12 protein-coding genes and 1 riboswitch are annotated in these 12653 nt (G+C 67.9%); of the genes, 1 reads left to right on the top strand and 11 read right to left on the bottom strand.

Annotated elements, in window-relative coordinates; all coding sequences use genetic code 11:
* Nucleotides 1-156 precede the first annotated feature (156 nt).
* Nucleotides 157-254: riboswitch (glycine riboswitch) on the bottom strand.
* Between the two features lie 36 nt (nucleotides 255-290).
* The 11 genes from A5711_RS22320 to A5711_RS22270 all read right to left on the bottom strand — a co-directional run bounded on the left by A5711_RS22320 (nucleotide 291) and on the right by A5711_RS22270 (nucleotide 10618).
* Nucleotides 291-896 (bottom strand): MerR family transcriptional regulator, encoded by a 606-nt coding sequence (locus A5711_RS22320; RefSeq protein ID WP_067210125.1) that lies wholly within the window; start codon nucleotides 894-896, stop codon nucleotides 291-293.
* Nucleotides 897-1169: 273 nt separating this feature from the next.
* Nucleotides 1170-1664, bottom strand: a complete 495-nt coding sequence (locus A5711_RS22315; RefSeq protein ID WP_046184273.1) for a bifunctional nuclease family protein — start codon at nucleotides 1662-1664, stop codon at nucleotides 1170-1172.
* 105 nt (nucleotides 1665-1769) lie between these two features.
* On the bottom strand, nucleotides 1770-2531 hold the full coding sequence (locus A5711_RS22310; protein WP_067950377.1) for a MerR family transcriptional regulator: 762 nt from the start codon (nucleotides 2529-2531) through the stop codon (nucleotides 1770-1772).
* Nucleotides 2531-2992, bottom strand: a complete 462-nt coding sequence (garA, locus tag A5711_RS22305) for a glycogen accumulation regulator GarA (protein WP_276038948.1) — start codon at nucleotides 2990-2992, stop codon at nucleotides 2531-2533. The genes A5711_RS22310 and garA overlap by 1 nt, the downstream gene beginning before the upstream one ends.
* 259 nt (nucleotides 2993-3251) lie before the next feature.
* On the bottom strand, nucleotides 3252-3650 hold the full coding sequence (gene gcvH / locus A5711_RS22300; RefSeq protein ID WP_067950375.1) for a glycine cleavage system protein GcvH: 399 nt from the start codon (nucleotides 3648-3650) through the stop codon (nucleotides 3252-3254).
* Nucleotides 3651-3678: 28 nt separating this feature from the next.
* Complete coding sequence (locus tag A5711_RS22295) at nucleotides 3679-4518, bottom strand: DUF881 domain-containing protein (protein WP_067950496.1); 840 nt, start codon at nucleotides 4516-4518, stop codon at nucleotides 3679-3681.
* A 66-nt stretch (nucleotides 4519-4584) separates the two neighbouring features.
* Nucleotides 4585-4917, bottom strand: a complete 333-nt coding sequence (locus tag A5711_RS22290; RefSeq protein WP_064950365.1) for a small basic family protein — start codon at nucleotides 4915-4917, stop codon at nucleotides 4585-4587.
* A 55-nt stretch (nucleotides 4918-4972) separates the two neighbouring features.
* Complete coding sequence (locus A5711_RS22285; RefSeq protein ID WP_067950373.1) at nucleotides 4973-5899, bottom strand: DUF881 domain-containing protein; 927 nt, start codon at nucleotides 5897-5899, stop codon at nucleotides 4973-4975.
* Nucleotides 5892-6518 carry a CDP-alcohol phosphatidyltransferase family protein gene (locus A5711_RS22280; protein WP_067950370.1) on the bottom strand — a complete coding sequence of 209 codons (627 nt, stop codon included), beginning with the start codon at nucleotides 6516-6518 and terminating at the stop codon, nucleotides 5892-5894. The genes A5711_RS22285 and A5711_RS22280 overlap by 8 nt, the downstream gene beginning before the upstream one ends.
* A gap of 97 nt (nucleotides 6519-6615) precedes the next feature.
* Nucleotides 6616-8940 (bottom strand): accessory Sec system translocase SecA2, encoded by a 2325-nt coding sequence (secA2, locus tag A5711_RS22275; RefSeq protein WP_067950368.1) that lies wholly within the window; start codon nucleotides 8938-8940, stop codon nucleotides 6616-6618.
* 34 nt (nucleotides 8941-8974) lie between these two features.
* Nucleotides 8975-10618 (bottom strand): acetolactate synthase, encoded by a 1644-nt coding sequence (locus A5711_RS22270; RefSeq protein ID WP_067950366.1) that lies wholly within the window; start codon nucleotides 10616-10618, stop codon nucleotides 8975-8977.
* 93 nt (nucleotides 10619-10711) lie between these two features.
* Between A5711_RS22270 and A5711_RS22265 the strand changes: the two genes are divergently transcribed.
* The gene (locus A5711_RS22265) at nucleotides 10712-12637 is read left to right on the top strand and encodes an ABC transporter ATP-binding protein/permease (protein WP_067950364.1); all 1926 of its coding nucleotides are present in this window, start codon (nucleotides 10712-10714) and stop codon (nucleotides 12635-12637) included.
* The last annotated feature ends 16 nt before the right edge of the window (nucleotides 12638-12653 follow it).

Below are 12653 nucleotides of genomic sequence, written 5' to 3'. Positions count from 1 at the left end.
GTGGCAGCGACAAGGGAGAGGACGAGCGGTCCTCTCCCTCTGTCTTCACCCGTGCGCCGGGCGCCTGAGAGATTCGGCGCCCGCTGATGTCTGAGCGCCTTTCCCCATCGGCGGGTGTCGACCGCTAGGGGTCGGCACCGCTTTCCAGAGGCATCGTTAACTCGGGCGGTCCGGGTGCCTGAGAGGTTAGCGGAGAGGTGTTGCTCCTTCGGCGTCCGTGGCTGGCCGTCACGGAACTCTCCCGCGCGAGTGCGATGCGGATCCCAGTTTACCCGGTCGGGCTAGCGCGCCTAACCGATCTTGCGGTCGCGGGTCTTGCGCCGGGACGCCAGCTCGTCTTCCGGGGCGGCGATCGACTCGCCCCCATCGGCCCGCTCGCCGGGGAAGTCGGCGATCACTCCGGTCAGCTCGCGCATCGCGCCGGACACGGCGATCCCGAATACGCCCTGCCCGCCCTGCAGCAGGTCGACGACCTCTTCGGCCGAGGTGCATTCGTAGACCGTGGTGCCGTCGGAGAACAACGTGATGTTGGCCAGGTCCTGCACGCCGCGCTGGCGCAGATGATCGACGGCGACCCGGATGTTGTGCAGTGAGATCCCGGTGTCGAGCAGCCGCTTGACGATCTTGAGAACCAGGATGTCCTTGAACGAGTAGAGCCGCTGGCTGCCGGAGCCCGCCGCGCTGCGGATCGACGGCACCACCAGCGACGTGCGCGCCCAGTAGTCCAGCTGGCGGTAAGTGATTCCCGCGATCTGGCAGGCGCTGGGGCCGCGGTACCCGACCAGCTCGTCCGGCACGGAGTCGTCGGGGAACAGTCCGGGCTGCACGGGCGCTTCCGGTGCGGCGGTCGGGTGGTCAGCTAGGTCCAGCTGTTCTTGGCGTGGCTGCTCGCTCACGGTGCTTCCTCTCGCCGATCGCGCTTTCGTTTCCAGCTGCGTCACTGGCTGCATCGCAGCCACGTTTGCTCAGACCCGAGTGCTAGAGAGCTTACGCTGTTCGGTAGCTACCGCGCCCTTAAGTCGTGATCAAAGTATGGCTGCCGGCGGGCTAAGTGAGGGCGCTATCCGCCAGGCGTGTCGACATCCCGGCGCTAGTTGAGATCCGCCCGTGATGTCGGTGTCCAGGGTAGTACCCGCCGGGCGGGCCGTTCGAACGGTCTCTAGAGGCGTCTACGTGGCCTTGAAATCGTCCGGGGACACGCTGTCGAGAAACTCCTTGAACTTCTCCACCTCGTCCTCGCGCACGGCGGTGCCACCCTCTTCGTCGGTCTCGTCGGGGATGAGCAGGCCGGCCTGGGCCAGCACGGCCTCCTCGACATAGATCGGAACCCCGACGCGCAGCGCGATCGCCACCGAATCCGACGGCCGGGCCGACACGGTGATGTTGCGGTCGAAGACCAGATCGGCGTAGAAGGTGCCCTCTTGCAGATCGACGATCCGCACCTCTTTCAGCGAATGACCAAGCGCGGCAATGACATCCCTGATCAGATCGTGTGTCAGGGGGCGGGGCGGCTCGACGCCTTGCTGCTCGAGTGCGATGGCGGCAGCCTCCGACTGACCGATCCAGATCGGCAGGTACCGGTCGCCGTCGGTCTCGCGCAGTAACAGGACCGGCTGGTTCTGCGGCTGCTCAACGCGAATGCCGACAACACGAACTTCACCCATTTGTGTCTGCCCTCCGCATATGCTGCCGTGTCGGTTCTTGGCGCAACGACGACGCCGGATTGTCGCTATGCCGCTGAAAACCAAGCTATCGACGAAGTCTAGTCCTCAGCGATGCAGAACGTCGCGAACGGCGGATTTGATCAACGACGTGTGCAACGTGATGGCGAGGGCCGCCACCTCACGCGCCAGGTCGTCGGCGCGGTCACGAGCGCCGGCCTTGTCGGCTTTGACTAGCGGCCCGGCGATTTGGGCGATCAGGTCGGATTGCCGGTCGGCCGCCGAGCGGAAAGCACGCAGATGCCGCGGCTCCACACCGTATTCCGACAACGCCCGCGCGCATTGCAGGATGACCACGGCATGTTCGTCGAAGAAGCCGCCCGGGCCGGTGGTGATTACGCCGGCCTTGAGCAGCGCCGTCAACAGATCGTCGGCCACCCCGGAGCGCTGTAACAGATCTTCACGACTCAGCCGGATGCTCGACGGCGCCACCGCGGCCGCGTCGGGCCCGGCCCCGGAGCCCGGCTCGGCAGCGACCTCCCCGACGCCTGCCACCGACACCAGACGTGGCCCGGCGTAGGACGAGCCGAAGGGCGGCAGTTCGCCATCGGGTTGGGCGTCCAACTGCGACCGGATGACCTTGAGCGGTAGGTAGTGATCGCGCTGCGCGGTCAGGATGAACCTCAACCGGGCGCAGTCGTATGCGGTAAATCTCCGATAGCCCGACGCGGCGCGCTGCGGCGTCACCAGTCCTTCGGCCTCCAGGAAGCGAATCTTGGAGATCGTGACATCGGGAAAGTCCGGCCTCAACAGTTCCAGGACCGCCCCAATCGACATCCCGGCCAGTGCCGGGCTATCGGGTGCGCTCACTAGCCTCCGGATCCTCCGTCCTCACCCTGCTTGGGCCCGGTCAAAAACACCAAGCGGAACTTGCCGATCTGCACCTCGTCGCCGTTGGCGAGCACCGCCGAGTCGACGGGCTCCCGGTTGACGTACGTGCCATTCAGGCTACCGACATCGACGACGTTGAATTCGTTGTTTTCCAACCTGAATTCGGCGTGGCGGCGACTCACGGTGACGTCGTCGAGAAAGATGTCGCTGTCGGGATGCCGACCGGCGGAGGTGATGGGCTGGTCGAGCAAGAAGCGCGATCCCGCGTTAGGCCCCCGTTTGACGACCAGCAGCGCGGAGCCTGCCGGGAGGCCTTCCACCCCGGAGACCGCGCTCTCGGTGCCCGCCTGCGCGGGAGCGTCCAGTTCGTTGAGGAAGTCGGCACGAAAGACGGAAGTCGTCTCCACCGTGACTTCGTCAGAGGTCTGGTCGTTGTCCATATCCGTCACGCGCTGCTCCTCACTGGCCGCTGTGGCGTTGTCTGACCGGGCCGCTCGGCCGGCTGCTCGCTGGGTCTTTTCGCCCGGTACTGCCGATTACTAAGGCTCGTGCGTTCAAGTGTCGATGTGTCGACGGTACCGCGCATAGGTCTGCAATGTGCCCCCCACCCGACGATCGAAAGACCGATTGCCCGCCTTTCCCCCGCCGGCCGCCGCACCGCTCGCGTCGCCGCGGGGCTGGCAGGCACATTAGCAATCGTCATTCGGTCAACGTTCCGCGGTAGGCCTCGGCGTCGAGCAGCGACGAAATGGCCGACTCCAACGCGGCGACATCCGACACCTGCACGTCGAGCAGCCACCCGCCCGCGTAGGGCTCGGAGTTGACCAGCTGCGGGCTGCCTTCCAGCTCGGCATTGACCGCGGACACCGTGCCCGACACCGGGGCGTACAGATCCGAGACCGATTTCGTCGACTCGACCTCGCCGAACGATTCACCCGCGGTCAGTTCGGTGCCCACCTCGGGCAGCTGAACAAAGACGACATCGCCCAGGGCTGACTGGGCAAAGTCGGTGATGCCGACCCGCACGGTGTCCTCACCGCTTCGGCGAACCCACTCGTGTTCGGCGGTGTAGTGCAGGTCGGGCGGGATATCGCTCACAAGTCGTCCTGTTCTGTTGGGAGAATGCTCACTTGACGGGCTGAGCGTATTGGTGTGGTTTTGGTTGTCGCAAGGTGGTCACGTCCACTCGGTCGGCCTGCCGGACGGACATCCGCGCACCGACGCGCTTGATGCTGTCCTCGGCGCCGCCCGGAATGTTCATCGCGGCGGCCAGGGTGGGCGGATCGCCAATCGCCAGAATCGAATACGGGGGCGACAGCGTCTTGGTGTCGACCGTCAGCGAGCCGGGCATACCCACTACCCAGGTATCCACACCGACGCGGACGGACTGGTGCGCGTCGTTGATTTCGATCGCCTCGGCCCCGGCCGCACGCAGCTCGTTGATCACGTCGAGGATCACCTCCGGCGAAACCCCCGGCCCGGGATCGTCGATCGTGACGGTGACACCCGGCCCGGTGGCGCCGACGGCGCCGGCCAGGATGGACAGCGCGGCCAGCTTCGCCTGCGCGGCCTGGATGGCGGCCTGGTCGTTATTGCCGGACGCCTGCAGCGAATTCAGGGTGTTCTGCAGTTCGTTCACTTCGGCGTTGAGGGTGGCGTCGCGCTGCCGCAACGAATCCAGCAACACCAACAAATCCGCGGGCCGCGCGGTTTCCAGCGAATCGCCCGACTCGTTTTGGCGGACCTGCGTGACGATGGCGATGCCCAGCAGCAGACACAACAGGGCCGCCAACATCCCGAAAGCCAGCCGGGAGCGACCGCCGCGGGCCAGTCCGGACAGTCCTGTTCGGCGCACCGGCCCGATCTCCGGGCGAGGGCGTTTCGCCGGAAGCTCGTGGCGGCCGTGCTGCGTAGGGCTTGCGGCGTCACCACTTTCGGCGGCGCGGTCCCCCGGGTCGTGGCTCACGCCGGCCTCCTCCCGGTCATAGCGCCGCTCCTCCACATCGCTGGCTCCGCATCGTCGTCGGCGCGGTCATGCCCCGAACAGCCGGCGCCGCAGGGCGGCGGCGTTGCCGAAGATTCGGATTCCCAACACCACGATGATCGCCGTCGACAACTGCGTGCCCACGCCCAGCTGGTCGCCGACGTACACGATCAGTGCGGCCACGAAAACGTTGAACACGAAGGAGACAACGAAGACCTTCGGATCGAAGATGCGTTCCAGGTAGGCGCGCAACCCGCCGAACACCGCGTCCAGCGCCGCGACCACCGCGATGGGCAGGTAGGGCTGGACGACCTCGGGCACGGCGGGGTGAAAGACCAGCCCGAGCACGATGCCGATCGCCAGCGCCGCGATGCCGATCATGCTCGATTCTCCGTCCGCGACTCACCCGGCCGGAGAGGTCTGTCGAGGGCTTTTCTCACTGTGGCCCAATCTGTTTGGCGAACTTGATATCCCGGATCGATCCCGCGGGCAGCGTCAGCCCGTCGGCGGCGTCCACGGTGACGACGACACCGTAGGAGACCTCGAGCAGCTTAAGACGCTGCCGGCCGGAGCTCTGGTCGAAGACGTCCCGCATCGCGCGGGGCGGCCCCACCGCGAGGATCGTGTACGGGCTGCTGGTGGGGTTGTTGTCGACCAGGATCGCGCCGCCGGCTTGCCGGATGGTCACGTTCGGCCCGATGCGGACCCCGCCGAGCGAAATCGCCTCGGCGCCGCTGGCCCACAACGAGTTGACGACCAGCTGGAGATCCCGGTCCAAAATGATCTGCCTGCTGCCGCCGAGCCGCTGTTTGGAGACGTCGGAAAGGTTCGGGCTGGCACCCGGGTCGGTCACGGTGACCTTGAGGCCGGGGCCGATGACCGCCGTGCTGGCCGCGGCCAGGCCGAGCGCATCGAGCCGGGCCAGCAGCCGCTGCCCTTCGGCGTCGTCGGCCAGCGCGCGGCGTTGGACGCCGTCCAGCCGGGAGGACAGTTCGGTGCGCCGCTGGGCCAGTTTGGCCGCGGTGTCCTCGGTCGAACGCACGTTGCCCAGCAGCAGCTGCTGCGCCGAGCGCACGCCGGGGGCCACCGATCGCGCCTGCGCGACGGCGGCGGCGAAGACCGTGGCGATCAGCAGCGCCGCCAACGCCTGCCACAGCCAGCCGAAGGCGCGGTCGTGCCGGTGCGGGTGCGCGGCGGCGTCGCCGCGTTTGGCTGCCGCCGCGGCGTACCCGGGATCCAGGTGCTCGGAGAGCAGGGCGCGCAGCAGGGACGGCACCGGGATCAGCTGCGGCCGCGCCGCCACGTGGGCGCTGCGCCCGGCGTTGGGGTCGTAGCCGCCGAGCAGGCGGTCCGGGTCAGCCACGTTCGACCGCCTTCGGCGGGGCGGGCCTGCCTCCGTGTTTGACCCGGGGCATCCGGCGCACGACCAACGTCATCTGCACCACGTACTGCGCGAACGCCCACAGGTAGCCGTACATGCCCCAGATCAGGAACGCCCAGCCGCAGGCGCCGATCACGCGGCTCCACAGGGCGTCCCACGTTCCCAGCAGCACCAGCGGAAAACCGGACATCAACGCGAACGTGCCGGCCTTCCCGATGTAGGTGACCGGCAGCGCGGACAGCCCGCGGCTCCACAGCAGCGGCAGCGTCGCCGCCAGTAGCCCGTCCCGCACCAGCAGGACGGCGACAAACCACCACGGCACGATCCCGCTCAGCGCCATCACGACGGGAACGCAGATCATGTAGAGGCGGTCGACGGCCGGGTCGAGCAGAACCCCGAGCCGCGACGACTGGTTGAGCAGCCGGGCGATCTTGCCGTCGGCCCAGTCGGACGCACCGCTGAACATCAGGATCCCGACCGCCCACCCGTTGGCGTGCGCCACCAACAGGGCGTAGACGAACACTCCGATGAGCACCAGGCGGATCGCGCTCAGCGCGTTGGGGACGGTGAGCACCCGGTCGGGCGGAAGCGCCGGCTCCATAAGCCGTGACCTTAGTCGAACGCCGAGTGCGCGGCTGGACGCACACTCGGTCCCCAGTGTGCGGCTGGACGCACAGCCGGCGCCCGCCGTCGACGGCCTAGCGGAAGACGCCGGGCAGGCTCAGCGTGGACAGCGTGTCGTCGGACAGCGGGTTGTCGTTGACCATGTAGGTCCACGTCGAGGTGGGCCGGGCCAGCTTGGACAGATCCAGGCCCTGTTCCTCCTCGAGGACGTTCGCCGTCTCGAACGTCTGCTGCGCGGCTTCGATCGCATCCGCGGCCAGCGACGCGAACGCGTCGACGGCCAGCCGGTGGAATTCGTCCAGCGGGTTCTGCCGGCCCAGCGCGCGCAGGTGGATGCTTTCCCGGATGTCGGCGAGGTACGCCAGGTGATCGGCCCAGCCGCGGTCGAGGTGGTAGAGCATGATCTGCCGGCAGATCTTCTCCAGGCGATCCTCGGGAATGTCCTTCGACAGCTCCTTGTACCGCTTGGGTGCCAGCTCGGCGAGCTCCTCGCGAGCACTTGCGGTGCGCAGCAACGTGTTTCGCCGATCGACGATGATGGCGCGCTGCTGGGCGATCAGCTGGTTGTAGCGCCAGGTATTGGCGTGCACGTCGAGCATCCGGCCCTCGGCGACGCGCTGGGCGTGGTCGAGCAGCCCGGCCGCCTTCGGGCTGACGATCCGGCCGTCCTCGTCGGTTTCCATCGGCAGCTTGTTGTGGTCGAGGTTGGCCGCCACGACATCGTCTTCCCAACTCGAGAAGAACACGGACGAGCCGGGGTCGCCCTGGCGTCCGGCCCGCCCGCGCAACTGGTTGTCCAGCCGCTCGGTGTGATGCCGTCCGGTGCCGACCACGTGCAGCCCGCCGAGTTCGGCGACCCTGTCATGGTCGGCTTCGTCGGAGCCGCCGAGCCGAATGTCGGTGCCGCGCCCCGCCATTTGCGTCGACACCGTGACCGCCCCATACTTGCCGGCCTCGGCGATGACCTCGGCTTCCTCGGCGTCGTTCTTCGCGTTCAGCACCACCGCGGGTACGCCGCGGCGCAGCAGCCGCTCGTGCAGCTCCTCGGATTCGGCCACGTCCCGCGTGCCGACCAGCACCGGTTGCCCGGTCTCATGCACCTCGGCGATGTGCGCGACGATTCCGTCGTTCTTGGCGGCGGCGGTGATGTAGACGCGGTCGGACTCGTCCTCGCGAATGTTGGGCTCGTTCGGCGGAATTGGGGACACGCCGAGCTTGTAGAACTGGCGCAGCTGCTCACCGGCGGCCAGCGCGGTGCCGGTCATGCCGCACACGGTTTCGTAGCGGTTGATCAGTGCCTGCACCGTGATCGTGTCGAGCACTTCACCGGTCTCGGTGGTCTCGATGCCCTCCTTCGCCTCGACGGCGGCCTGCAGGCCGTCCGGCCAGCGCTGCAGTTGCGCGATGCGGCCGCGGGCGGCGTTGATCAGGTGCACCGCGTCGTCCCGGACGATGTAGTGCACGTCGCGCTGCAACAGCACGTGCGCGTGCAGGGCGACGTTGACCTCGGTCAGGGTCGTGCCGACGTGCTCTTCGGAATAAAGGTCGATGCCGCCGAGCGCCTTCTCGACCTTGCGGGCCCCGACGTCGGTCAGATGGACGTTGCGGCTGTCGGAGTCGGTCTCGAAGTCGGTGTCCGGCTTCAGCTGGCCGACCAGCTTGATGATCTCCAGCCGCGGCGTCTCCCGGTGCGTGGTGCCCGCCAGCACCAGCGGCACCAACGCCTCGTCGACGAGCACCGAGTCGGCCTCGTCGATCAGGGCCACGTCGGGGTTGGGCGACACCAGGTCGTCGACGTCGACGACGAGTTGGTCGCGCAGCACGTCGAAACCGATCTCGTTGACCGAGGCATAGGTGACGTCGCAGCCATAGGCGGCGCGGCGCTCCTCGCTGGTCGACTCGGCGGTGATCCAGCCGACCGTCAGCCCCATCGCCTCGATCAGCGGGCCCATCCACTCGGCGTCACGGCGGGCCAGGTAGTCGTTGATGGTCACCACGTGCACGTGCCGCCCGGCCAGAGCGTAACCCGCCGCCGCGATGGCTCCGGAGAGCGTTTTGCCTTCACCCGTGGCCATCTCGATGACGTCGCCGGCGAGCATGCGCAGCGCACCGAGCAGCTGCACGTCGAACGGGCGGAGCGTGGTCGCCCGTTCGGCCGCCTCCCTGGCGATCGCGAGGAACTGCGGGATGTCCTCGGACTCCGCGAGATCGTCCAGTTTCAGCAGACCGGCGGCCTTGCGGAGCTGCTCGTCGGTGAGGCCGGCGGCCTCCTCGTCGTACTCGGAGGAGTCGGTGACCTGGGAAAGGGAGCGGTTGCGGTTCTTTTCCGTGCTGGCGCCGAGCAGTCGCCAAAATCGGCTGCTCAGGCCGCCGGGTTGCGCGCGGGTCGTCTTTGGCACAGGTCAACGGTACGCGGTGGGCCGCCGCGTGAGCTCAGGCCAGGTTCGAGCGGCGCGGGTAGGCGACGTTGGGCTCGGTGAGTACGTTGACGACGGCGGGCAGGCCGCTGGCGAAGGCGCGTTCCAGCGCGGGCCGCAGCTCGGCCGGCGCGGAGACCAGCTCGCCGTGACCGCCCAGGGCGCGCACCACCTCGTCGTAGCGGGTGCCCGGACGCAGTTCGGCCACCACCGAATAGCCGTACAACGCCTCCATGGGGTGCTTTTCCAGTCCCCAGATTCCGTTGTTGCCGATCACCGAGACGACGGGCACGTTGTGCCGAACCAGCGTGTCCCATTCCATGCCGCTGAAGCCGAAGGCGCCGTCGCCCTGCAGGAGGACGACCTGACGGTCCGGCCGGGCGAGCTTGGCGGCCAGGGCGTAACCGGGGCCCGAGCCGAGGCAGCCGAAGGGGCCGCTGTCCAGCCAGCAGCCCGGTTGATAGCTGTCGATCACCCGCCCGGCGTAGGACCCGAAGTCACCGGCGTCGATGACGACGATCGCGTCGCGGTCCAGCATCGGCGCCAGCTCCGCATACACCCGCATGGGATGCAACGGGACGCGGTCGTCGGCGAGTTCGGTCTTCTCCTTGTCGCGCGCCGCGGTTTCGGCCGCCCGCAGGTCCTCGATCCACGCTCGGTGGTCGGTCCCGCCACCGGCGGCCAGCGCCGCGAGGGTTGTCAGCAGGTCCCCGTAGAGCTCGGCCTCAACCGGGCGGGGATGGCTGCGCGCGGGTTCGGCCCGGTCCACCACGATGAGCCGGGTCTGGGGCCCGAACACCGCACCGAAGCCGAGCCGGAAGTCCATGGGGACACCGACGATCAGCGCAACGTCGGCTTCCCCCAACGCTTTTCCACGCGCCCGGGAGAAGGCCAACGGGTGGTCCGCGGGCACCGCCCCGCGGGCCATGCCGTTCATCAGCACGGGGATCTGCAGTTCCTCGGCGAGGCGCAGCAGCGCCGCCTCCCCGTGCCCCCACCAGACGTTGGTGCCCGCCATGATCACCGGCCGCTGCGCCGCGGAAAGCAGGCCGGCGGCGCGGCCCAGCGCGTCGCCGTCGGGGGCGGGCCCCGGCGGCAGGTCGGTGAGGGCGCCGGGACGGCCGTCATCCTCGGACATGGAAAACACGTGGTCCATGGGGAAGTCGACGAAGCCGACACCCGACGGGGCGCCGACCGCCGCCAGCAACGCCTCGTCGACGAGTCGGCCGGCGTCCCCGGCCGACTGCGCCGTGGCGGCGAAGCGGGCCAGCGGCGCCACGAACGGCACGTGATCGATCTCCTGCAGCGAACCCATTCCCCAGCGCTGCGCGGGCGCCCGGCCGCCCAAAACGACCAGGGGTGACTGGTTCTGCTGAGCCGCCGCCATCGCGCTCATGCCGTTGGTGACCCCTGGTCCCGCGGTGAGCGCGGCGATGCCGGGCACCCTCGTCACTTTCGACCACCCTTCGGCGGCGAAGGTCGCGGTCTGCTCGTGGCGGGTATCGATCAGCCGAATCCCTTCCTCGCGGCAGCCGTCGTAAACGGAAAACAGGTGGCCACCCGACAACGTGAAGACGGTGTCGACACCGCTGGCGCGCAGGCGCCGCGCGATGAGCCGGCCGGCGTGCAATGTTTGTGTGGAGATGGCGTCGGTGCTCATAACCGCAGCCTATCCAGATCCTTCGGGTACCTTCGCCGGAGGATTTGAAGTTCCAGCAGAGTCCATCAGCTCGACCCCGAGGAGATAGCGACCATGGGCCCGAAGCCGTTCAAGCCGTCGATCGACTGGTCGACGGCCGCCGTGGATTCCCTGCGGTGGGTAGCCATCGCGTGGGTCATCAGCGCGGTGGTGTTGTTCATCGTGCTGGTCGCCTTCAGGTATCTCACGCCGTGGGGCCAGCAGTTCTGGCGGATCACGCGCGGCTACTTCGTGGGTGCGCACAGCGTGCGGGTGTGGGCGATGCTGGGCGTGCTGTTGCTGTCCGTACTCCTGTCCGTGCGGCTGATGGTGCTGCTCAGCTACCAGGGCAACGACCTCTACACCGCGGTACAAAAGGCGGTGCAGGGCCTCGCGGCCGACGACGAAAACGTCAAACAGTCCGGGATACACGGCTTTTGGATGTCGATCGCGATCTTCAGCGTGCTGGCGGTCTTGTACGTCATCCGGTTCATGGTGGACATCTACCTGACGCAGCGGTTCATCATCGCCTGGCGCATGTGGCTGACGGCCAATCTCACCGACGACTGGCTCGCCGGCCGGGCCTACTACCGGGATCTGTTCATCGACCACACCATCGACAACCCCGACCAGCGCATCCAGCAGGACATCGACATCTTCACCGCGAATGCCGGTGGCACCCCCAACATCCCCTCGAACGGGACCGGCAGCACCTTGCTGTTCGGCGCCGTGAACGCGGTGGCCTCGGTGATCTCCTTCGCCGCGATCCTGTGGAACCTGTCCGGCAACCTGACCGTGTTGGGCGTCGACTTTCCGCGCGCCATGTTCTGGACCGTCCTGATCTACGTGCTGGTCGCCACGCTGGTGGCGATCTGGCTCGGCCATCCGCTGATCTGGCTCAGCTTCAACAACGAGAAGCTGAACGCCGCGTTCCGGTATGCCCTGGTCCGATTGCGCGATGCCGCGGAGGCCGTGGGCTTCTACCGCGGCGAGCGTGTGGAGCGGGCGCAACTGTGGCGGCGCTTCACCCCGATCATCGACAACTACCGCAAGTTCGTCCGCCGGACCATCATCTTCAACGGCTGGAACTGGTCGGTGTCGCAGGCAATCGTCCCGCTGCCGTGGGTGATTCAGGCGCCGCGCCTGTTCGCCGGCCGGATCGACTTCGGTGACGTCGGGCAAAGCGCGACGGCCTTCGGCAACATTCAGGATTCGCTGTCGTTCTTCCGCAACAACTACGACGCGTTCGCGGCCTTCCGGGCGTCGATCATCCGGTTGCACGGGCTGGTCGACGCCAACGACAAGGGCCGCGCGCTGCCGACCATCCTGGTCAAGCCGAGCGAAGAGGCGCCAGTCGAGCTTCGCGACATCGAGGTGCGCACTCCGGCCGGCGATCGGCTGATCGACCCGCTCGATGTTCAACTCGCCGAAGGCGATTCGCTGGTGATCACCGGGCGTTCGGGTGCCGGCAAGACCACGCTGCTGCGCAGCCTCGCCGAGTTGTGGCCGTACGCGTCCGGCACCCTCTGCCGTCCGCAGGGCGACAACGCGACCATGTTCCTGTCGCAGTTGCCGTACGTGCCGCTGGGTAGCCTGCGCACCGTGGTGTGCTACCCGAACTCGCCGGACGAGGTCTCCGATGCCGAGCTGCGCGAGGTGCTCACCAAAGTCGCACTGGCGCCGCTGCTGGACCGGCTCGACGAAGAACGGGATTGGGCCAAGGTCCTGTCCCCGGGCGAGCAGCAACGGGTCGCCTTCGCGCGGATCCTGCTCACCAAACCCAAGGCGGTCTTCCTGGACGAGGCCACCTCCGCGCTGGACGAGGGCCTGGAATTCGCGTTGTACCAGCTGGTGCGGACCGAGCTGCCGGACTGTGTGGTCGTGAGCGTCAGCCACCGACCCACCGTCGAGCAGCACCACGAACAGGAGCTGCAGCTGCTCGGCGGCGGGCCATGGCGGCTGGGACCCGTGGAGGAAAAGAAGGAACCGGCGCGCGTCTAGCGCCGTCCGGGCCGCG

The sequence above is a fragment of the Mycobacterium sp. E2238 genome, from assembly GCF_001672665.1.
Taxonomy (GTDB): Bacteria; Actinomycetota; Actinomycetes; order Mycobacteriales; family Mycobacteriaceae; genus Mycobacterium.
This window is presented reverse-complemented; position numbering and strand designations above follow the sequence as displayed.

Excerpts from the sequence above, each read along its gene's own strand:
- A5711_RS22315 (WP_046184273.1), bottom strand. The coding sequence starts at position 1,664 with ATGGGTGAAGTTCGTGTTGTCGGCATTCGCGTTGAGCAGCCGCAGAAC.
- garA (WP_276038948.1), bottom strand. The coding sequence starts at position 2,992 with ATGGACAACGACCAGACCTCTGACGAAGTCACGGTGGAGACGACTTCC.
- A5711_RS22290 (WP_064950365.1), bottom strand. The coding sequence starts at position 4,917 with ATGATCGGCATCGCGGCGCTGGCGATCGGCATCGTGCTCGGGCTGGTC.
- A5711_RS22280 (WP_067950370.1), bottom strand. The coding sequence starts at position 6,518 with ATGGAGCCGGCGCTTCCGCCCGACCGGGTGCTCACCGTCCCCAACGCG.
- A5711_RS22270 (WP_067950366.1), bottom strand. The coding sequence starts at position 10,618 with ATGAGCACCGACGCCATCTCCACACAAACATTGCACGCCGGCCGGCTC.
- A5711_RS22265 (WP_067950364.1), top strand. The coding sequence starts at position 10,712 with ATGGGCCCGAAGCCGTTCAAGCCGTCGATCGACTGGTCGACGGCCGCC.